Here is a 21902-nt window from a genome sequence, read left to right as displayed (position 1 = left end):
CAAATACTTTGGCACCGCAATTTCGTCGAACAAAGTGGGGAGACACACTGCGTTATCCACACCACCTCCCCCCCTCGCTAAACCGCAAACAAGAAATTGCTTTTCTGTGGATAACCCTAAGCGACGAATTCACTCGAAAATCGTAAAAATCGCCGAACCCCTTATTGCGGCAGTGCGCCATAGATTTGCGCGTTGCATAACTATCCACAAGCAACTGTGAATAAGTGAGTTCTCGTTGGCGTGGATAACTCGCCTTTTGGATCATTTCGAAATTGGGGCCGGATCATATTCGCGACAATCTTTCGTTGCCTCGTCACGCCGCCGAAAATGCACTCCCCCTCCCAAAACCTGCCCCCAAAATCCACACCCACCGACGGCCATAAAAAAACCCGCCGGGAGGCGGGTTTCTTATTCAACGTCGGCGCGACATGCCGTGCCAGATAAGCATGCTTCGGCAGTATCAGGCAGCCTTCTTTGCGAGCCCCAGATACGTCTCGATCACCTTCGGGTTGCTTGCCAGCTCTTGTGCGGGGCCTTCCAGCGCCAGCTCACCGGTCTCGATCACGTAACCGTAGTCGGCCACCTGCAAGGCTGCACGGGCGTTCTGCTCGATCAGCAGCGTTGCCACGCCGGTCTTGCGCAAGTCGTTGATGATGTGGAAGATTTCCTTCACGATCAGCGGCGCGAGCCCCAGGCTCGGCTCGTCGAGCATCAGCAGTTGCGGCTTGGCCATCAACGCACGGCCCACCGCCAGCATCTGGCGCTCGCCGCCCGATAGCGTGCCGGCCTGCTGCACACGGCGCTCTTTCAGGCGCGGAAACAGCGCGTAGACCACTTCCATCTGGTCGAGGAAGTTCTTCTCCCCGGCCTTCTTGCGGCGGTATGCGCCGAGCAGCAGGTTGTCTTCGACCGTCATCGTCGAGAACAACTCGCGCTTCTCCGGCACCAGACACATGCCGCGCGCCACGCGCGTCTCGATACTCAGCGCCGACATCTCGTGCCCGAGGTACGCCACGCTGCCGCGGCTCGAACCGTTGTGCGGCAGCGCGCCCATGATCGCGTTGAGCATGCTCGACTTGCCTGCCCCGTTCGGACCGATCACCGTGACGATCTGACCGGCTTCCACGCGCAGGTGTGCCCCATGTACTGCCTCGACCTTGCCGTAGGCTACCGCCAGGTCCTTGACCTCCAGAATCGCCTCTGCCATCACTCCACTCCTCCGAGGTACGCCTCGAGCACCGCCGGGTTCTTCTGCACGTCTTCGGGCAGCCCCTCGGCGATCTTGGTGCCGAACTCCATCACCACCAGGTGATCGGTCAGGTTCATCACGAAATCCATGTCGTGCTCGACCAGCAGCACGCTCATGCCTTCATCTTTGAGCTTGCGCAGCAAATCGCCCAGCGCCTGCTTCTCTTTGTAACGCAAGCCAGCGGCCGGCTCATCGAGCAGCAGCAGCGTCGGATCGCACGCCAGGGCGCGCGCAATTTCCAGAATCCGTTGCTGCCCCAGCGCGAGACTGCCCGCTTCGTCGTACATGTGCGCGCCAAGGCCCACACGCTCGATCTGCTTCGCGGCTTCGTGCAGCAGCATGGCTTCTTCGTGGCGGTCCAGACGCAGCACGCTCGACCACACACCGCCCTGCGGACGACGGCGCAGACCGTTCTTGTCACGCAGATACGCGCCGATCGCCACGTTCTCCAGCACGCTCATATGCGGCATCAACCGCACGTGCTGGAAGGTCCGGCCGATCCCGCGCTTGACGATCTCACGCGACGGCAGACGATCGATACGCTCGCCGAGGAACGAAATCTCGCCGCGCGTGGCCTGCAACACGCCGGTCACGAGATTGAACGTGGTCGACTTGCCCGCGCCGTTCGGGCCGATCAGGCCGACGATTTCACCGGCCTTCACCTCGAACGACACATCGTTGACCGCCACCAGCCCGCCAAACTCCTTGCGCGCCTTCTCCAGCTTGAGCACCACTTCGCCCACGGCCGGCTTGGCGCGATGGCCCAGCGCGTCCGCTTGCTCAGGGGCCCGGGCCACGCGGCGTGCCGGGAAGATCTTCGCGAAGAACGGCCACACGCCATCGCGTGCGTATTGCAGCAGCAACACCAGCAGCACCCCGAAGACGATCGTCTCGAAGTTGCCGTTAGCACCCAGCAACACCGGCAGGATGTTTTGCAGGTAGTCCTTGAGCACCGTCAGGATGGCCGCCCCCAGCACTGCGCCCCAGACGTGCGAGACACCGCCCACCACCGCCATGAACAGGTACTCGATGCCGTGGTTCAGGTTGAACGGCGTCGGGTTCACCGCACGTTGCAAGTGCGCGTACAGCCAGCCCGAAATCGCGGCGAGCACGGCGGCGTAGACAAACACCACCACCTTCATCCACGCGGTGTTCACGCCCATGGCTTCGGCCATCACGCCGCCACCCTTGAGCGCGCGAATCGCACGGCCCTGACGCGAATCCAGCAGGTTCTTGACCGACACCACCGCCAGCACCACCACGACCCAGATCAGATAGAACATCTGACGGCCGCTCGCCAGCTCGACACCGAACACGTTGATGGTCGGAATGTCGTTCAGGCCGTCGTACTTGCCGAGGAACTCGAGGTTGCCGAACAGGTAGTACAGCGCCAGACCCCACGCGATCGTACCGAGCGGCAGGAAGTGACCCGACAGACGCATGGTGATCGCGCCGATCACGAGCGCCGCAGCGGCCGTGATGACGATGCCGACCACCAGACCGAGCCACGGCGATGCGCCGTAGGCCGTCGTCAGATAAGCCGTCGCATAGGCACCCAAGCCGACGAAAGCGGCCTGCCCGAACGACGTCATGCCGGCCACACCCGTGAGCAGGACCAGACCGATGGCCACAATGCTGTAGAGGCCGATGTAATTGAGCAGCGTCACCCAGTATTCGGGCAGACGTACCGGCGCAGGCAGTACCGGCAACACGGCCAGTAGCACCAGAAAAATCAGGAAGTATTTGTTTTTCATTCTGTGGTCCGCCCCGGCTTATTCCTCGTCCTCTTCCACGTGCTTGCTTGTGAGCGACAGCCACAGCAGCACCGGAAGGATCATCGTGAACACGATGACCTCTTTGTACGCACTCGCCCAGAACGACGAGTACGACTCAAGCAGGCCCACGAGAATGGCGCCGAGCGCCGCGACCGGGTAACTCACCAGACCACCGATGATCGCACCCACGAAACCCTTCAGACCGATCAGGAAGCCCGACTCGTAATAGATGGTCGTGATCGGCGCAATCAGAATGCCGCACAGCACACCCAGTGCCGCCGCCAGCGTGAACGCCAATCGGCCGGCCTGCACGGTGCCGATACCGACCAGACGCGCGCCCAGACGATTCACGGCGGTTGCGCGCAGTGCCTTGCCCGAGAGCGAACGGTCGAAGTAGAAGTACAGCGCCAGAATCATGACCACCGACACCCCGAGCACCCACAGACTCTGGCCCGAGATCATCACCGAGCCGATGTTGTAGCTGGCATCCGAGAACGGTTGCGTGCGCGAGCCTTCGGCCCCGAACATCACCAGACCCAGCCCGGTCAGCGCAAAGTGCACGCCCACCGAGACGATCAGCAGCAGCAGCGTGCTCGCTTCGGCCAGCGGCTGATAGGCCAGGCGATAGAGCATCGGGCCCATCGGCACGACCAGCAGCAGCGTGATGGCGATCTGCACGAGCATCGGCAACGTCATCGGTGCCAGCGCCTTCACGACGAAGAACACGGCAATCGGGAACACCAGATACTTGCCCGCCAGCACCGGCACCAGTCGGCCCGCGAGCTTGCGGCGTTCGCTATGGCGCAACACACCGGCCGTCTCCACGATGAACGTGCACACGCCCATGGCCACGAGCAGCCAGCTGGTCAGCGGGAATTTCTGGGTTTGCAGGGCCGCGAGCGTGAGTGCGCCATACGACACGAACTCGCCCTGCGGAATAAAGATGACGCGGGTAACGGAGAACACCAGTACGAGGGCCAATGCCAGCAAGGCATAAATCGCCCCCGTAGTGATGCCGTCCTGCGCCAGGATGGCGGCAATCGAAAGATCCATGCTCCTCTCACTTCGTTTGAGTACTTCTTGAACCGGCTGGCGAGACAGCCGGTGTGATGCACGGCGCGGCGCGCTGCCGCCCCGTTCCCCTTCACTTCGACACATCCTCCCGGTCTCCAAGGAGTGATGCAGCGAATTATGAATTGTATAAACGGTTATGCATTGGTAAAACCCGGGTGACTACTGAGATAACGCCCGTCTCCTTGTCACCCGCCCTTCATAAATCGACCGGTCAGGCACCCCGCCTGCGTCGATAACCCCGGACAACGTCAACCAACCACCACGGACATTAGGGCTTCACACCCCAACGTCCGGCAACACATATGCGTACAAATCAAGGCGCAGCCTTGCGGCGGCGGCGCGGTTTGGCCGGCAGCGATGGTGCGTCGGCCAGCACTTCGGGCGGCAACGCCTCGCGCACCACGTCAAGCAAGCGGTAGATTTCGGCGAGCGTGTCGCGCCCGACCTTGTCTTCCAGATAGCCGTATCGCTCCTCGACCAACGGACCGAGCTTCTTGCACAAGGCCCGGCTCGCCGGTGTCAGCGACACCATTACCCGCCGCTGATCGGACGACACACGCTTGCGCAGGATGAGGCCGGCGGCCTCCATACGCTCCAGCATGCCCGACAGGCTCGGGCTCAAAATGCAGCACTCGCGTGCCACCTGCCCGATTTCCATCTCCCCCGATTCACTGTCATTTACGGTACGGATCACGCGCCATTGCTGCTCGGTGATGTCGTAACGATTGAGCAAGGGCCGGAACAGCCCCATCACCGCTTCACGCGACTGCAACAACACCAGAGATAGATTGCGGTGCTCGAATTCACCCGTCATGGATTTACGCTCGAAAGGATCGCGCGGACAGCCCCCCGGCTGCGGCGATCAGGTTGGGACAACGCGGCCTCTCATGTGCCGCTCGTTTCGCATGTCCTGCCGACTCTTTGCGAAGCGCGAAACTACCACGCTCAAAAAAAACGGGCGCGAACGCCCGTTCTTCCGCCCAAACTCACGCCGGGCGCAGATACCGCAGATGAGAAAGCGGAGCATGCCTGTGTGCTATAGGCAGCCCCGCGGCGTATCAGTTCGCCAATTTCCACTTGCCGTCGACGATTTGCACCATAACGCGCGAGCGTTGGTCCAGACCGTTGTGGTCGTTTTTGCTCATGTTGAAGATACCGGCGGTGCCCGGCATTTCCTTCACGTTTTCCAGCGCTTCACGCAGTGCGGCGCGGAATTCCGGGGTGCCCGGCTTGGCTTTCTTGAGCGCGACCGGAATGGCCGTTTGCAGCAGCAGACCGCCGTCCCAGGCGTGGCCGCCGAAGGTCGAGATCGAACCGGCGCCGTAGGCCTTCTCGTAAGTGGCCTTGTACGCGGCAGCCGACTTCTTCACCGGGTTGTCCGCCGGCAGTTGGTCGACGACGAGCAGCGGGCCCGCCGGCAGGAACGTGCCTTCGCAGTCCTTGCCGCACACGCGCAGGAAGTCGTTGTTGGCCACACCGTGCGTCTGGTACAGCTTGCCCTTGTAGCCGCGCTCCTTGAGCGAGCGTTGCGGCAGTGCGGCCGGCGTGCCCGAACCGGCGATCAGCACGGCGTCGGGGTTCGCGCCCATGATCTTGAGCGTCTGACCGGTCACCGACGTATCCGCGCGGTTGAAGCGCTCGTTGGCGACGATCTTGATCTTGTTCAGGTCGGCGGCCTTCAGGAATTCCTTGTACCAGCCTTCGCCGTACGCATCCGAGAAGCCGATGAACGCGGCAGTCTTCACGCCGGTGTCAGCCATGTGCTTGGCAATAGCGGTGGCCATCAAGATGTCGTTCTGCGGCGTCTTGAACGACCAGGCGCGCTTGGCATCCATCGGTTCGACGATGGCAGCCCCTGCGGCCATCGAGATCACCGGCGTCTGCGTTTCCGCAGCCACGTCGACCATCGCCAGCGAGTTCGGCGTGACCGTCGAGCCGAGCACGGCGTCGACGTGATCTTCGCTGATGAGCTTGCGCATGTTCTTGACGGCGGTCGTGGTGTCGGTCGCATCGTCGAGCACGATGTACTGCACCGTCTGCCCTGCGATCGTCTTCGGCATCAGCGCGATCGTGTTCTTCTCGGGGATGCCCAGCGATGCAGCCGGACCCGTCGCCGACAGCGACACGCCAATCTTCACTTGAGCGTGCGCGACGCCCGCAGCCAGCATCATCGCCGATGCCATGCACAACAACTTCAGTTTCATTTGGGTCTCCTCACAAAATTTCGAATTCGTTCTTCTTACATTAACCGACCGCTCAGTCGGTGAATTGCCGCCCATCTTACGGGCACCCGTACCGTCTCGTAAAGTGCGGTTTCCCCAAATGTGGCAATTGCCACAAGGGGTTTTCCCGGCATGTTGCACTGCGAAGGGCAAAACCTAGCGCAGGAAGGCATCGTAACCCGTCTTCAGGATCAATACGCCAACCACACAAAGGAACATCCGGCGCACGAAACCGACACCGTGCCGCAGTGCCAGACGACTGCCGATCTGACTGCCCAGCACATTCATCACGGCCATACCCAGCCCGAGCTGCCACCACACGTGGCCGCCCATGCCGAAGAGCAGCAATGCGGCCAGATTCGTCGCCACGTTGACGATCTTCGAGGACGCCGACGCATTGACGAAATCCTGTCCGAACAGCCGCACGAACAGGAACACGAGAAAGCTGCCCGTGCCCGGGCCGAAGAAACCGTCGTAGAAGCCGATGGCCGCCCCCACGCCCACTGCGGCAAGGGTGACCCCCGTGCCACCTTTGACAGGCGCGTGTACGGTCCCGAAATCCTTCTTGCGCAGGGTGTAGATCGCCACGCCAACCAGCACGAACGGCAGCAGCTTGCGCAGCGCATCGGCGGGCAGATGGGTGACGGCGAAAGCGCCGCAGAACGAGAAGACGAACGCCGTGACCGTCGCGGGCAGCAGGATCGCCCAGCGCAGTTGCACGCCGCGCGCGAAACGCCACGCCGCCGACGCAGTGCCCCAGACACCGGCCATCTTGTTGGTGCCCAGCAACAGCGGTGGCGCGGCGTTGGGAAAGACGGCGAAGAGCGTGGGTACGGCGATGAGTCCGCCACCGCCCACGACGGCATCCACGAGACCGGCGAGAAACGCCCCGCCAGCGAGCATCAGGAGATCAGGGAGCGCGAGCGAGCTCAGCATGACGGCCGCCCTGAGCCAACGTTAAACGGGGCCATGAGCGGGGCAATGAGCGGAGCAACGAGCGAACCAATGACCAAAGCAATGCGAGGCATGACGTGAAGCATGGGGGAAGGAAAGCACGCGCCGGGAATGACCGGCGTCAGAATGGGAATCACAAGGAATATTGCGGCGAACGCTGTGGAGAACAGCGCGAAAGCCAGCGCGGCATGCGGCGAGACGTGAAACGCGACGTGGAGCGCAATGAAAAACACGATATCGAAGCACAATATAAAAAGCGCTGTTGGAGCATTCTCCAACAGCGCTTCCTTTTTGGCGGTGCGCGTTATCGCGCTTATTGTCTCCTCGTTCCTCGCCCCTATATCCTGCTGTGACGCGAACTAGGGGTGAGAATAAAGGAGCACCCAATGCACCACAAGTCAGCATTTACCCCTACGAATGGGCATTTTTCCGACATTCGTGCGCCGGGGTGGCGCCGGGGGTATGGCTAGACGCCCCACTTCGGTGCAATCCCCCGGCTTCCGCCCGCCGTCATGACTGCTGCGCCACGCGCCGGAAGAACTTGCTGCGCGCGATCAATTCCCCCACCAGCCCGCGCCGGAACGCCAGCACGCAGATGATGAAGATCGCGCCGATGACGATCGTCACCGACTCGCCGAGCGTCTGGAACCAAGTCACACCCGTTGCGGTAGCGAGCCAGTTACCGATGTCGCCCAGCTTGTTCTCCAGCACGATGATCAGCACCGCACCGACCACCGGTCCGAGCATCGTGCCGAGGCCGCCGACGAGCGTCATCAGAATCACCATGCCCGACATCGTCCAGTGCACGTCGGTCAGCGTCTCGAAGCCCAGCACCACCGTCTTGGTCGACCCCGCGAGGGCTGCCAGCGTGGCCGACAAAACAAACGCCAGCAGCTTGAACCGGTCGACGTCGTAACCCAGCGAGATGGCGCGCGGCTCGTTCTCCTTGATCGCCTTGAGCACCTGACCGAACGGCGAGTGCACCACACGCATGATGAGCAGGAAACCCAGCGCGCAGATCGCCAGCACCACGTAGTACAGCGTGAGGTCCGAGTCGAGCGGCAGCACACCGAACAGGCTGCCGCGCGGCACGCCTTGCAGACCATCTTCCCCGCCCGTGAACGGCGCTTGCATGCACAGGAAGTACAGCATCTGTGCGAGTGCCAGCGTGATCATCGCGAAGTAGATGCCCTGACGCCGGATCGCCAGCAAGCCGATCACCAGCCCCAGCGCCGCGCCCGCCACCATGCCGGCAAGAATGCCGACTTCCGGCGTGAAACCGAGGTTGCGAATCGCGTAGCCCGTCACATACCCTGCGCTGCCGAAGAACGCGGCGTGCCCGAACGACAGCAGTCCCGTAAAACCCAACAGCAGATTGAACGCACAGGCGAACAGCGCGAAGCACAGCACCTTCATCACGAAGACCGGATACGCCCCGGCAAACGGCGCCGCGATCAGCGCCAGTAGCAAGAGCGCATAGAGCACCCGTTGTTGCATACGATGTTGCATTGCTGTGCCCCTTACTTTTGTTTGCCGAACAGCCCTGCCGGGCGCAGCAGCAGCACGATCACCATGATCACGAACACCACGGTCGCCGACGCTTCCGGGTAGAACACCTTGGTGAAGCCTTCGATCACACCCAACATCAGACCGGTGATGATCGACCCCATGATCGAGCCCATGCCGCCGATCACGACCACGGCGAACACGGTGATGATCATCGACTGGCCCATCAGCGGCGAGATCTGGATGACCGGTGCAGCGAGCACGCCCGCAAATGCGGCCAGCCCGACACCGAAGCCGTACGTCAGCGTGATCATGAGCGGCACATTCACGCCGAACGCTTCAACGAGCTTCGGGTTTTCCGTGCCGGCCCGCAGATACGCGCCGATCTTCGTCTTCTCGATCACGAACCATGTGGCGAAGCACACGATCAACGAAGCCACCACGACCCAGCCGCGATAGTTCGGCATGAACATGAAGCCGAGATTGGTTGCGCCCGAGAGCGCTTCCGGCGCGTCGTACGGTTGCCCGGACACACCGAACATCGAACGGAACACGCCTTCGAGTACGAGCGTGATACCGAACGTGAGCAGCAGTCCGTAGAGGTGATCGAGCTTGTAAATCCAGCGCAGCATCGTGCGCTCGATGATGATGCCGATAATGCCCACCACGATCGGGGCGAGAATCAGCATGACCCAGTAATTGAGGCCGAGATAGTTGCCGCCCATCCAGGCGAGCATGGCACCCAGCATGAACAACGCGCCATGCGCGAAGTTGATCACGTTGAGCAGACCGAAAATCACCGCCAGGCCAAGACTCAGCATGGCGTAAAACGAGCCATTCACCAGTCCCAGCAGCAGTTGGCTCAACAGCGCCGGCAGGGGGATGCCTAGTAATTCCATCGAAATCGATTCTCTGGGAGAAAGACCGCGACGGGACACACGTCCCGCCGCTTTTCAGTGCACTGTCAGATGACGATGCGAACCCGGCTTACTTCTTCATCAACGGGCAGGTCGATTCCGCCACGGTGGTGAACGCCTTGTCGCCCGGAATCGTCGCGACGACCTTGTAGTAGTCCCACGGCTCTTTCGATTCCTTCTTCGACTTCACTTGCATCAGGTACATGTCGTGGACCATCGTGCCGTCCTTGCGGATGTAGCCCTTGCTGTACATATCGTCGATCTTGATCTTGTGCAGCTCGTCCATGACCTTGTCGGCGTCGGTGCTGCCGGCGGCCTGCACAGCCTTCAGATACGTCATCGTGGCCGAGTAGTCACCCGCTTGCAGGCTCGACGGCATCTTGCGCATCTTGTCGAAGTAGCGCTTGGCGAAGGCACGGGTCTTGTCGTCCTTGTCCCAGTACCAGCTGTCCGTCAGATACATGCCTTCGGTGTTGTCCAGACCGAGCGAGTGAATGTCGTTGATGAACACCAGCAGACCGGCGATCTGCATCTTGCCCTTGACGCCGAATTCCTTCGCCGCCTTGATCGCGTTGATAGTGTCGCCACCCGCATTGGCCAGACCCAGCACCTGTGCACCCGACGACTGCGCCTGCAACAGGTACGACGAGAAGTCCGACGCCGAGAGTGGGTGCTTGACCGCGCCCTTGACCGTGCCGCCGTTGGCCTTGACCACGTCGGCCGTCGCCTTCTCCAGCGCGTGACCGAACGCATAGTCGGCGGTCAGGAAGAACCACGACTTGCCGCCCGCCTTGACCACGGCCGAGCCGGTGCCGCGTGCGAGTGCGACGGTGTCGTACGCGTAGTGCACGCCGTACGGCTGGCACTGATCGTTGGTGAGGGCGTCCGAGCCGGCACCCACGTTGATGTAGACCTTCTTCTTCTCGGCCGAGACCTTGTTCATCGCGAGGCCGGTACCCGAGTTGGTACCGCCGATGAGCATGTCGACGCCGCCGCGATCGAACCATTCGCGGGCTTTCGACGCGGCCACGTCGGCCTTGTTCTGGTGATCGGCCGTGACCAGTTCGATCGGCTTGCCGAGCACCTTGCCGCCGAAGTCGGAGATCGCCATCTTGATGGCTTCCGCACCGCCCTGTCCGTCGATATCGGTGTACAGACCCGACATGTCGGTAATGAAACCGATCTTCACCGTGTTGCCATCGGCCTGGGCCTGCGAGGCCATTGCCGCAAAACCGATCGCAGCCGCAACCGCCAACGCCTTCATCCGCATCGTCATCTTCGTCTCCTTCGTGGATTTATATCGCCTGGGTCCATCGCCCGGCGTGCGCGCCATGCAGCGCACGGCAACGCGCCGGGTAGCTCACCTCATACGCCCAACAATTCGTGCAGCACCGGCATCTTCGTTTCCAGCTCGGGCGCGCCAAAGCGCTCCACGATCTTGCCGTGCTCCATCACATAGAAGCGATCGGCAAGCGGTGCTGCAAAACGGAAATTCTGTTCGACCATCACGATCGTGTAACCCCGCGATTTGAGCGTGGTAATCATGCGGGCGAGTGTCTGCACGATGACCGGTGCGAGACCTTCCGAGATCTCGTCGAGCAGCAACAGATTCGCGCCCGTGCGCAGAATGCGCGCGACGGCCAGCATCTGTTGTTCGCCGCCCGAGAGTCGCGTGCCCTGACTATGGCGACGCTCCTTCAGGTTGGGGAACATGTCGTAGATCTCTTCGATCGACATGCCCTTGCCGCCGTCTTCGCGCCGATTGCCGCGCATGCCGATATATGGCGGCAGCATCAGGTTCTCTTCGCACGACAGGCTCGCGAAGATGCCGCGCTCCTCGGGACAGTAGCCCACGCCGTGATGCGCGACCTTATAGGTCGGCAGATGAATCGTTTCTTCGCCGGCCACACGAATCGAGCCCTGACGCTGCCCCGTGAGGCCCATGATTGCGCGCAGGGTGGTGGTGCGGCCCGCACCGTTGCGACCGAGCAGCGTGACGACTTCGCCACGGCCCACGGTCAGATCCACGCCGTGCAGGATGTGCGATTCGCCGTACCAGGCTTGCAGTCCTTCGACTTCGAGTGCGGGCACATTGCCGCCGCCGTTACCGTACATAGCCGTCCTCACCCGTGGGCTCCCTGCAATTCGCTGTCCGCGGTGCCCATATAGGCTTCCATCACTTGCGGATTCTTCGAGACTTCGTGATACGGCCCTTCGGCGAGCACCTCACCGCGTTGCAGCACGGTGATGGTGTCGGAGATGCCGGCCACCACGTTCATGTTGTGTTCGACCATCAGAATCGTGCGGCCGACCGACACCTTCTTGATGAGTGCCGTCACGCGATCCACGTCTTCGTGACCCATGCCTTGCGTGGGTTCATCGAGCAACATTAGTTCGGGTTCCATAGCAAGTGTGGTGGCGATTTCCAACGCACGCTTGCGGCCGTAGGGCAACTCGACGGTGAGAGTGTGAGCGAATTCGGTGAGTCCGACTTCGGCGAGCAACTCCATGGCACGTGCATCGAGCTGATGCAGCGAATCGCTGCTGCGCCAGAAGTGAAATGCCGTGCCGAGGTTGCGTTGCAGGCCGATGCGCACGTTCTCCAGCACCGACAAGTGCGGGAACACGGCAGAGATCTGGAACGAGCGAATGATGCCGCGCCGCGCGATCTGTGCGGGCGCTTCACGCGTGATGTCTTCGCCGTTGAACGTGATGGTGCCGGCGCTCGGCACGAGGAATTTGGTGAGCAGGTTGAAGCAGGTTGTCTTGCCTGCGCCATTCGGCCCGATGAGTGCGTGAATGGTGCCGCGCGCAACGCGCAGGTCGACCCCGTTCACGGCGGTGAAGCCACGAAACTCTTTGGTGAGTCCGCGGGTTTCGAGAATGTAATCGTTGTTCGCCATGTCTCCTGCCACATTCCTGGTTGGCGGTGTGAGGCGATTGGTTGGCCCCGGCACCATCGTCTGTGACAACCGCGAGGCACTCAGGTGACGCTGTCATTTGCGTTGCCCGACGAATCTCTCGCGTCCCTCGCGTCGCGCCGAATTCTTGGTTCGGTCGCACATAGGGAAACGTTATTGTGGGCGGATTGCTGCAACGCGATCATTGGGATTTGCACTAGGCTTCGCACCGCCTGAAACACGCATGTCTGCACGTGTTGCAGACCACTCGGTAACAATGCGCACGCACCTCTCCCGGCCTTGTGGCATAAGGCTTTTGCGGCACACGCAAATGCAGGTGCGATAGCTAAAGTCGATGAGCGCGCAGCAGGGTGCTCGACCAACATTAGGTATTACTACGTAAGTTTTGGCGGCGAGCCGGAGAAATCCGGAAATCCGGAAAGACAAAAAACGCGCTGTCGTTCGCTCGCCGGCGAACGATTCAGCGCGTCCAGACATCCTCACGACATCGACTTCATATCGAAGTTCGGTGTAGTCATCGACGGACAAGTGCAAGCCCACGCTACGGATCCAACGCCGCGAAATCCAGCGGCTCGTAGAAGTCTCCTCGATGCCCCGTCCCCCTCGGATCTAGCGTTTCCGAATCTGAAAGTCCCGCATCCGAAGCCCAAAGACATCGGTAACTACCAACGCCATTCTTCAGGCCACGTCGGGGCACTCGAGTCCCCGAAAACCTGTATCGCATCAACTATGCACGGGGGCATCGAATGAGAGCGATTGCTTGGTTATGCTTGGCAGGAATAGCACTTTCATGTTCCGCCCACTCACAGGAGCGGGAGTTTTATGTCGCTTGCAAGAACGGTCCATCGCAGGATGGGAGGTACTCGCATTGCGCAGCTGGACCGAGCCCCTGGTTGGCGTGTGAAGCCGCAACCGGTGCTACTCCGATTTATATGGGGGGCAGAATTTATGAGGTGGGGCGGAATGCTATTTGGCGGAACCGCGTTCTGGAGGACCAATCGCAGATCTCGGATACTCAATACAGGATCAAACTGCTTGCCCAATAAGCCCACTAACCGAAATTAGAGATTCAGATGCCCTTGATTTTGAGATGGGGAATCGGTGGAGGCCAGATCGTCTGACGGAAGACTATCAGTCAAAACTCGCTTGCCTTCAAGGTGCCGTCACGGCTCAGGGAGGCATCGTCATGAATGGCTCCGCATGGCGATCCACGGAATACCAGGCCCATCTTCAAGACATCGTCCGCAAAGACGCGGAAATTCGCCAACGCGCGACCGAATTGAAAAACTTGGAGGAATGCACTGAGGTGATGTCCTCCGTTGCACGCGAGATGAGCAATCATGGCCTCAGACCCGGACAGGCCGTTGCGGAACCAGGTAGGTCACGTCACGAACGAGGTCTGGCATTTGACGTGACGCCACGAGGTCTGACCTCATCTCAAGTGAACTCAATTGCAGAAGAATGCAAGGTGAGTCGCCAGGCCGTCCCTGGGGAACCGTGGCATTTTCAATGAGGAACCTGCGATGAAAAAGCACCGCCTGATTTCAATTTTTTGCTTAGTTTCAACTACGGCGTTTGCCGGGTCACCCGCAGTGGTGAGTGTGACCTCGCTTCAGCGGCATGGGCAAGTGGTCTATCGATACCAAGTAACCAACAATTCTGACGCCCCTATTCTGAGCGTTACCGTTGGGCTAACACCCGACAAGATGCCTAGCCTGCTCGCCCGCGTCTGGCAACGCGACATAGATACTTATTGGGCCAATTATGATGCCCACGGAGTTGAACCGGCTTACGTAACGATCGATGCCGCCCACTGCACGCCTTTCCAAGGAATGGTTTGCTCCCTGAGCTATCAAACAGACTCGGATTATCCGGCGAATGAGAAGCGCGCCAACATTACCTTCGATTGGGAAGGTACATTCTCTTCAGGCGATTATAGTCAGGCGCGCCCCAGACCCATCACAGCATCAATACTTCCACATACGGAATCGTCTGTCGCCGAATTGGTCGTCCCGGCGAGTGACCCTGCCTATTCAACCGGCATGGCGTTGATTACGTTCGGTGGAACCCTTGCTCAGCGCGCCAGTACTCCGGAAATTGTTAACGGTAGATATTTCGCGCCACTGCTCAGTCCACCACCGAAGCAACAACCCCTCACCACAGTGCCACGCTAGCGCAACTAGAGCTCGCTAGCGAAAAAAATACAATCACCGCCCTGCTTTGCGCGCCGCGCGAATCATGTCGCTCGCGCGTTCGGCAATCATGATCGTCGGCGAATTGGTGTTACCTGAGGTGATCACCGGCATGACGGAGGCATCCACCACGCGCAGGTTCTGCACGCCGCGCACGCGAAGTTCGGCATCGACCACCGCGTTGCGATCGTCGGCGCGTCCCATGCGGCAGGTCCCTACCGGATGGAAGATCGTCGTGCCGATATCCCCCGCGGCGCGCTTCAGATCCTCATCGCTCTGATACGACGGCCCCGGCAGATACTCGCGCGGCTCGTAGCGCGCAAATGCGGGCGCGCCCACGATGCGGCGTGTGAGCTTGATGGCATCGGCGGCCACCGCAAGGTCGGCTTCCGTCGACAAGTAGTGTGGTGCGATCGCCGGTGCCACGCGCGCGTCGGGCGACGTCAAATGCACATTGCCGCGCGATGTCGGGCGCAGGTTGCACACCGACGCCGTGAACGCGTTGAACTTGTGCAGCGGCTCGCCGAACTTGTCGAGCGAGAGCGGCTGCACGTGATATTCGAGATCTGGCCTCGCCACGTCTTCGCGGCTCTTCGCAAACGCGCCCAGTTGCGACGGTGCCATGCTCATCGGCCCGCGCTGCGCGAACGCATACTGCATGCCGATCTTGAGCTTGCCCCACAGACTGTTCGCGGTGAGATTCAACGTCGTGACGCCGCGCAGCTTGTACACCGTGCGCAGTTGCAAATGGTCCTGCAAGTTCTCGCCGACACCGGGCAGATCGGACACCACGTCGATACCGAAACCACGCAGACGCTCGCCATCGCCAATGCCCGAGACCTCCAGCAGATGCGGCGAATTCACCGCGCCTGCCGCGAGAATGACTTCCGCACGCGCGAGCGCCGTGTAGTCGTCATTGCCGCCGCGATACGCTACGCCCGTGCAACGCGTGCCTTCGAACAACAACTTGCTCACGCTCGCGCCCGTAATCACCGTCAGATTCGGCCGCTCGCTGGCCGGTCGCAGAAACCCCTTCGCGGCACTCCAGCGCACACCGCGCCGCTGATTCACTTCGAAGTAGCCGATACCGAAGTTGTCGCCGCGATTGAAGTCGTCCGTTTTGGGAATGCCCATTTGCTCGGCGGCATCGGCGAAGGAATCGAGCACGCGCCACGACAAACGCTGCTTCTCGACGCGCCATTCACCGCCGCTGCCGTGGAATTCTGAACCGCCTTTGTAGTGATCTTCGCTGCGCTTGAACAGCGGCAGCACGTTGTCCCAGCGCCAGCCATCGTCGCCGGTCGCGTCGGCCCACACGTCGTAATCCTCGCGCTGACCGCGCATGTAGATCATGCCGTTGATCGACGAACTGCCGCCCAGCACGCGGCCGCGCGGATACGCGAGCGAGCGGCCGTTCAGGCCCGCTTCGGCTTGCGTGCGATAGAGCCAGTCGGTGCGCGGATTGCCGATGCAATACAGATAGCCGACGGGAATGTGAATCCAGTGATAGTCGTCCTTGCCGCCCGCTTCGAGCAGCAGCACGTTGACGTCACGGTCCTGCGTCAGACGATTGGCCAACACGCAGCCGGCCGATCCTGCCCCTACGATCACGTAATCGAAGGTCTCTTCCTTTGCTGCCTGCTTGCTCATTCCCGCCTGTCTCCGTCGATGGCGCAGCGTTCGCCAGATAGCGACGCCGGCTCTGGTGCGGCGCCCGAGTGTGGTGGACTGCCGCCACCACCACCGGGTTCATTTTTATCGTGTCGTGTGACGCAGTCTATCCCGTCACGCTACTTCGCCACCGGCATGGTGAATTCCGCGCCCTTCGCGATGCTGTCCGGCCAACGCTGCATCACGCTTTTGAAGCGCGTGTAAAAGCGAACACCCTCTTCGCCGTAAGCGTGATGGTCGCCAAACAACGAGCGCTTCCAGCCGCCGAACGATTGCCACGCCATCGGCACCGGAATCGGCACATTGATGCCGACCATGCCGATCTTCACCTGACGCGAGAACGCACGCGCCACGCCGCCATCGCTCGTGAAGCACGACACGCCATTGCCGTACTCGTGCGCATTGACGAGTTCGATGGCCGCGGCGAGATCCGGCACACGCACCACCGCAAGCACCGGCCCGAAAATCTCTTCGCGATAAATCGTCATGTCGGACGTCACGTGATCGAACAGCGTGCCACCGATGAAGAAGCCCTTCTCATGCCCCGGCACCTGCAAGCCGCGACCGTCGACCAGCAACTCGGCGCCCGCTTTCACGCCCTCGGCGATATAACCCTCGATCTTCGCCTTATGCGCACCGGTGACGACAGGGCCCATCTCCGACGCGTCGTCGGAACCCGGCCCAATGCGCAGCGCCTTCACGCGCGGCACCAGCGCCTCGACGAGGCGATCGGCCACCTGCCCCACCGCAACCGCGACCGAAATCGCCATGCACCGCTCGCCAGCCGAGCCGTAGGCGGCACCGATCAACGCATCGACCGCCTGATCGAGATCGGCGTCAGGCATCACCACGAGGTGGTTCTTCGCACCGCCGAGCGCCTGCACGCGCTTGCCGCGTCGCGTGCCTTCCGTGTAGATGTATTCGGCAATCGGCGTGGAGCCCACGAACGACAGCGCTTCCACATCGGGGTGCGCGAGCAGCGCATCGACGGCGACCTTGTCGCCCTGCACCACGTTGAACACGCCATCGGGCAAGCCCGCTTCGCGCAGCAGTTCCGCCATCAGCAGACTCGCCGACGGGTCACGCTCGGACGGCTTGAGCACGAACGTATTGCCGCACGCGATCGCCACCGGGAACATCCACATCGGCACCATCGCGGGGAAGTTGAACGGGGTGATGCCAGCGCACACGCCGACCGGCTGACGCAAATGCCAGTTGTCGATGCCGCCGCCGATGTTGTCGCTGTGCTTGCCCATCAACAATTGCGGTGCGCCGCACGCGTATTCGACAATCTCGATGCCGCGTGTGACTTCGCCACGAGCGTCGGAAAACACCTTGCCGTGCTCACGCGAAATGATCCGGGCGAGGTCGTCCTGATGCGCGTCGAGCAACGCCTTGAACTTGAACAGCACGCGGGCGCGCTTGAGCGGCGCCGTTTCCGACCACGCAGGCAAGGCCGCCTTTGCTGCGGCGACCGCGGCATCGACATCCGCCTCGCTCGCCAGCGCCACACGGGCCGTCACGGTGCCTTCTGAGGGGTTGTACACATCGGCAAAGCGCTCGCTGCGGCCGGCCACCTGTTGGCCGCCAATGAAGTGCTGCACGGTTGCAATATCAGCGCTACTCATGTTGGTTTTCCCTGAATCCGGTCTCTGCGTGGAATGGCAATGGCCTGAATTGACGTTGTGCCGCACCGCAGCACAACGCGATTCGCCAAAGTGATTGCCTAGCGTACTGCCGGATGGCGGTGCGATCCAATGAGAAATTATGAAAAGCAATATAAGATGCCCTTATATTGCGGGGCGTGAAGCGGGGGATTTCTGCGCTTTGCTGCCCCGTTTCAACGCTCTCTGCCTGCCGCCGCATGGAACTCGCTCATCTTCGCGCCTTCGTTGCCATCGCCCATGAGGGCAACCTCACACGTGCCGCGCAGCGCCTGCACCTCACGCAGCCGGCGGTCAGCCTGCAAGTCAAAGCCCTTCAGGAAACCCTGCGCCTCACACTCTTCACGCGCACCGCTCAAGGGCTGGCGCTCACGCGTGACGGGCAGGCGTTGCTCCCGCTCGCCGAACGCATGCTGGCCGCGCTGGCCGATCTGCAACAAGCTGCTGGCGCGTTGCGTGAGACGGTGCGCGGCCGGTTGCGCATCGGCACGATCCTCGATCCGGAATTCACGCGACTGGGCGCCTTTCTCAAGCGGCTGGTCGAGTCGTATCCGCAGATTGAAACGGCGCTGCGCCACGGCATGTCAGGCTCGGTGCTGCAACAGATTGCTCGCGGCGAGCTGGATGTCGGCTTCTATCTAGGCCGCCCCGAAGGCGATCGCTTTCACACGATTACCCTCACACCGTTCTCCTATCAGGTGCTTGCCCCGGCGGGCTGGCGCGAGCGTGTGGCCCGGCGCGGCTGGCGCGAGCTGGCCGCCCTGCCGTGGATCTGGACGCCGCCCGAATCCGCCCACAACCGTCTGCTTTCGGCGCTGTTCGGCGCACTCGACGTCTCGCCGGTGAAAGTGGCGGAGGTCGATCAGGAGCCGTCGATGCTCGATCTGGTGAAATCCGGCATTGGCCTGTCGCTCATGCGCGACTCGATAGCGCTGCGCGAAGCCCGTGCCCACGGGCTGGTCATTGCCGACGGTGTGGCCGTGCCCACGGAACTCACGTTCGTCACGCTGGCCGCCCGCCGGGAAGAACCCGCCATTGCCGCCGCGCTGCAACTGGTCGCGGCGGTCTGGGCGTGACAGAATACCGGCGGCGCAGAAAATGGCTATAAGACGGCTGTAAAGCGGCTGAAAGGTGGCTGAAATAGCGGCCGAATCACCACCAGACGTGGCCTCCGAGCCCGCAAAAGCCGCCACCCGAACACGCGAGGCCCCCGCAATTCATTCTCATGACACGGTTTTCCCCCGGGATGCCTGTCATGTCGAATCGTCATTGAAGTTCTACAATTCAGAGTCCGCCCTACCCATTTCAGCGGGGCAGACGCTTGTCTCTCTACAAGGATGTTGATCATGTCTGTGAGAATGGAACGCGATACTTTCGGCGAAATTGCAGTGCCTGCCGATCGTCTTTGGGGTGCGCAAACGCAGCGTTCGCTGCAAAACTTCAAGATTTCCTCGGAAAAGATGCCGCGCGAACTCGTGCGCGCACTGGCCCGCGTCAAGCGCGCCGCCGCCGAAGTCAACAAGGGTCTGGGCGTGCTCGACGCCAAGAAGGCCGATGCCATCATCAAGGCCGCCGACGAAGTCGTCGCCGGTCAGCATGACGACGAATTCCCGCTGGCCGTGTGGCAGACCGGCTCGGGCACGCAGTCGAACATGAACATGAATGAAGTGCTCGCCAACCGTGCCAGCGAACTGCTCGGCGGCGTGCGCGGCGAAGAGCGTCTCGTGCACCCCAACGACGACGTGAACAAGGGACAGTCGTCGAACGACGTGTTCCCGACGGCCATGAGCGTGGCAGCCCTCGACGCGCTGATCAACCACCTCAAGCCGAGCGTCGGCCAACTGCGCGACACGCTCGCTGCGAAGGCCCATGCGTACGACAACATCGTCAAGATCGGCCGCACCCACCTGCAAGACGCCACGCCGCTCACACTCGGTCAGGAAATCTCGGGCTGGGTCGCGCAGATCGATCACGGCCTGAAGCACGTCGACGACGCCCTGCCCCACGTGGCAGAGCTCGCACTCGGCGGCACCGCCGTGGGCACCGGCCTGAACGCCCACCCGGAATTCGCGCAGAAAGTGGCGGAAGCGCTCGCGCGCGACACCGGCCTGCCGTTTATCACCGCCCCGAACAAGTTCGAAGCGCTCGCCGCCAACGACGCCATCGTCAATGCACACGGCACGTTGAAGACGCTCGCTGCCAGCCTGATGAAGATTGCCAACGACGTGCGCTGGCTCGCCAGCGGCCCGCGCTGCGGCATCGGCGAATTGCAGATTCCGGAAAACGAGCCGGGCAGCTCGATCATGCCGGGCAAGGTCAACCCGACCCAATGCGAAGCGATGACCATGCTTTGCTGTCAGGTGCTGGGCAACGACGTGGCGATCAACATCGGCGGCTCGATGGGCAACTTCGAGCTGAACGTGTTCAAGCCGATGCTCATCCACAACTTCCTGCAAAGCGTGCGCGTACTGGCCGACGGCTCGGTGAGCTTCAACGATAACTGCGCCATCGGCATCGAGCCGAACCGCGCGCGCATCGGCAACCTGCTCGAAGAGTCGCTCATGCTGGTGACGGCACTCAACCCGCACATCGGCTACGACAAGGCGGCCGCCATCGCCAAGAAGGCGCACAAGGAAGGCACCACGCTCAAGGCGGCGGCACTGGCCTCGGGCCACGTCACGTCCGAGCAGTTCGACGCCTGGGTGCGCCCGGAGCAAATGGTCGGCAAGCGCTAAGCGTCACGCTGCCACCCTAACGCTCACAGGAGACCCCGCCGCGCATGCCCATCTCGCCGTTGCCGCCACTGCACTGTCTCGTCGCGTTCGACGCTGCCGTGCGGCACGCGAGCTTCACCCGCGCGGCGGCGGAGCTCAATCTCACGCAAAGCGCGGTCAGCCGTCAGATCGCGCAGCTTGAAGAATTTCTCGGCCGCACCCTCTTTACGCGCGAACATCGCACGCTGCGCCTCACCGTTGCCGGCCAGCGCTACGCCGAACAGATTCAACGCCTGCTCAACGAATGTGCCGAGGCCACCGCCGACCTGATGAAGCGTCGCGGCGACCTCGAACTGACGGTCGCGTGTTCGTCCGGCGTCGCGGTGTTGTGGATGACCCCGCAACTCATGCGCTTTCGCGCGGCCCACCCCGACGTAAAGATTCGCGTGATCGTCAAAGACGGCCTCACCTCGCTCTCGGCGTCGGAATTCGATCTCGGTGTCTATTACGTGCGAAACGATCTGCCGCCCGATTTTGCGGGCCGGCGGCTCTTCGACGAAGAAGTCTTTCCCGTCTGCTCCCCCGCCTATCTCGACGGCCGCACGCTCAAACCCGCCGATCTCGTCAACGAGACGCTGCTCTTCATCGAAGACGGTCAGCGCAAGTGGATGTCGTGGCAAGACTGGTTCGAGCTGCAAGGCGTGAGCGCGCCCAAGTCGCCGCGCATGGTCAGCGCCAATTACTACCCGCTGCTCGTGCAGATGGCCATCGAAGGCGGCGGTCTGGTGATGGGCTGGCGTCACATGATCGACCCCTGCCTTGAGGCGGGTCTGCTCGTCCCGGCGTGCGACGCACGTGCGAGTCTGGGCGGCGGCTACTATCTCGTGTGGCCTGCCGAGCGCCATGAGCATGCCGCAGCCAGAATTTTCCGCAATTGGATCTACTCACAAACCCGTTTGCCGTCATAGGGTTAGAGGGCATCTGACAAAGTTGCTATGCGCTGCACGCATGGCAACATGCGGAATTATCGTTTTTCCTGTCAT

19 protein-coding genes are annotated in these 21902 nt (G+C 61.7%); 6 read left to right on the top strand and 13 right to left on the bottom strand.

The features are described 5' to 3' along the window. Positions 1-460 precede the first annotated feature (460 nt). The 6 genes from CDV46_RS04625 to CDV46_RS04600 all read right to left on the bottom strand — a co-directional run bounded on the left by CDV46_RS04625 (position 461) and on the right by CDV46_RS04600 (position 7256). Complete coding sequence (locus CDV46_RS04625; RefSeq protein WP_058376594.1) at positions 461-1207, bottom strand: ABC transporter ATP-binding protein; 747 nt, start codon at positions 1205-1207, stop codon at positions 461-463. Next, a complete protein-coding gene (locus tag CDV46_RS04620; protein WP_058376595.1) occupies positions 1207-3003 on the bottom strand; it encodes a branched-chain amino acid ABC transporter ATP-binding protein/permease in 1797 nt (598 codons plus the stop codon). Before CDV46_RS04620 ends, CDV46_RS04625 begins: the two co-directional genes overlap by 1 nt. An 18-nt stretch (positions 3004-3021) precedes the next feature. Next, entirely contained in the window at positions 3022-4077 is a 1056-nt protein-coding gene (locus tag CDV46_RS04615; protein WP_058376596.1) for a branched-chain amino acid ABC transporter permease, read from the bottom strand. 334 nt (positions 4078-4411) lie between these two features. Then, a complete protein-coding gene (gene hpaR / locus CDV46_RS04610; protein ID WP_087721912.1) occupies positions 4412-4912 on the bottom strand; it encodes a homoprotocatechuate degradation operon regulator HpaR in 501 nt (166 codons plus the stop codon). A 244-nt stretch (positions 4913-5156) separates the two neighbouring features. After that, complete coding sequence (locus CDV46_RS04605; protein ID WP_087690880.1) at positions 5157-6302, bottom strand: ABC transporter substrate-binding protein; 1146 nt, start codon at positions 6300-6302, stop codon at positions 5157-5159. A 174-nt stretch (positions 6303-6476) separates the two neighbouring features. Beyond that, on the bottom strand, positions 6477-7256 hold the full coding sequence (locus CDV46_RS04600) for a sulfite exporter TauE/SafE family protein (protein ID WP_087690878.1): 780 nt from the start codon (positions 7254-7256) through the stop codon (positions 6477-6479). Between the two features lie 95 nt (positions 7257-7351). Between CDV46_RS04600 and CDV46_RS26750 the strand changes: the two genes are divergently transcribed. Continuing rightward, positions 7352-7627 carry a hypothetical protein gene (locus CDV46_RS26750; RefSeq protein WP_140413295.1) on the top strand — a complete coding sequence of 92 codons (276 nt, stop codon included), beginning with the start codon at positions 7352-7354 and terminating at the stop codon, positions 7625-7627. Positions 7628-7784: 157 nt separating this feature from the next. Here the strand turns inward: CDV46_RS26750 and CDV46_RS04590 are convergent, their stop codons facing one another. The 5 genes from CDV46_RS04590 to CDV46_RS04570 form a co-directional block, all read right to left on the bottom strand. Beyond that, on the bottom strand, positions 7785-8783 hold the full coding sequence (locus CDV46_RS04590) for a branched-chain amino acid ABC transporter permease (RefSeq protein ID WP_087721910.1): 999 nt from the start codon (positions 8781-8783) through the stop codon (positions 7785-7787). Between the two features lie 11 nt (positions 8784-8794). Beyond that, a complete protein-coding gene (locus CDV46_RS04585; RefSeq protein WP_087690872.1) occupies positions 8795-9679 on the bottom strand; it encodes a branched-chain amino acid ABC transporter permease in 885 nt (294 codons plus the stop codon). A gap of 88 nt (positions 9680-9767) precedes the next feature. Next, positions 9768-10967, bottom strand: a complete 1200-nt coding sequence (locus tag CDV46_RS04580) for an ABC transporter substrate-binding protein (RefSeq protein WP_058379977.1) — start codon at positions 10965-10967, stop codon at positions 9768-9770. Between the two features lie 95 nt (positions 10968-11062). After that, entirely contained in the window at positions 11063-11812 is a 750-nt protein-coding gene (locus CDV46_RS04575) for an ABC transporter ATP-binding protein (RefSeq protein WP_058376603.1), read from the bottom strand. An 8-nt stretch (positions 11813-11820) separates the two neighbouring features. Beyond that, positions 11821-12600: an ABC transporter ATP-binding protein gene (locus tag CDV46_RS04570; protein WP_058376604.1), complete on the bottom strand. Its 780-nt coding sequence runs from the start codon at positions 12598-12600 to the stop codon at positions 11821-11823. 1108 nt (positions 12601-13708) lie between these two features. On the opposite strand from CDV46_RS04570, the gene CDV46_RS27610 reads away from it, so the two are divergent. Then, complete coding sequence (locus CDV46_RS27610) at positions 13709-14131, top strand: D-alanyl-D-alanine carboxypeptidase family protein (RefSeq protein ID WP_087721909.1); 423 nt, start codon at positions 13709-13711, stop codon at positions 14129-14131. A 10-nt stretch (positions 14132-14141) separates the two neighbouring features. Then, positions 14142-14792 carry a hypothetical protein gene (locus tag CDV46_RS26745; protein ID WP_140413294.1) on the top strand — a complete coding sequence of 217 codons (651 nt, stop codon included), beginning with the start codon at positions 14142-14144 and terminating at the stop codon, positions 14790-14792. 33 nt (positions 14793-14825) lie between these two features. Here the strand turns inward: CDV46_RS26745 and CDV46_RS04560 are convergent, their stop codons facing one another. After that, on the bottom strand, positions 14826-16460 hold the full coding sequence (locus CDV46_RS04560; protein WP_058376605.1) for a GMC family oxidoreductase: 1635 nt from the start codon (positions 16458-16460) through the stop codon (positions 14826-14828). Positions 16461-16600: 140 nt separating this feature from the next. Continuing rightward, a complete protein-coding gene (locus CDV46_RS04555) occupies positions 16601-18109 on the bottom strand; it encodes a CoA-acylating methylmalonate-semialdehyde dehydrogenase (RefSeq protein ID WP_087721908.1) in 1509 nt (502 codons plus the stop codon). 236 nt (positions 18110-18345) lie between these two features. On the opposite strand from CDV46_RS04555, the gene CDV46_RS04550 reads away from it, so the two are divergent. From CDV46_RS04550 to CDV46_RS04540, 3 genes are all read left to right on the top strand, one after another. Beyond that, positions 18346-19221 carry a LysR family transcriptional regulator gene (locus tag CDV46_RS04550; protein ID WP_087721907.1) on the top strand — a complete coding sequence of 292 codons (876 nt, stop codon included), beginning with the start codon at positions 18346-18348 and terminating at the stop codon, positions 19219-19221. Positions 19222-19482: 261 nt separating this feature from the next. Beyond that, positions 19483-20880 carry a class II fumarate hydratase gene (gene fumC, locus CDV46_RS04545; RefSeq protein WP_441339301.1) on the top strand — a complete coding sequence of 466 codons (1398 nt, stop codon included), beginning with the start codon at positions 19483-19485 and terminating at the stop codon, positions 20878-20880. A 44-nt stretch (positions 20881-20924) separates the two neighbouring features. Beyond that, complete coding sequence (locus CDV46_RS04540; protein WP_058376609.1) at positions 20925-21827, top strand: LysR substrate-binding domain-containing protein; 903 nt, start codon at positions 20925-20927, stop codon at positions 21825-21827. Positions 21828-21902: the final 75 nt, after the last annotated feature.

This window comes from Pandoraea sp. PE-S2T-3 (assembly GCF_002179965.1).
In the GTDB taxonomy this organism is placed as follows: domain Bacteria; phylum Pseudomonadota; class Gammaproteobacteria; order Burkholderiales; family Burkholderiaceae; genus Pandoraea.
This window is presented reverse-complemented; position numbering and strand designations above follow the sequence as displayed.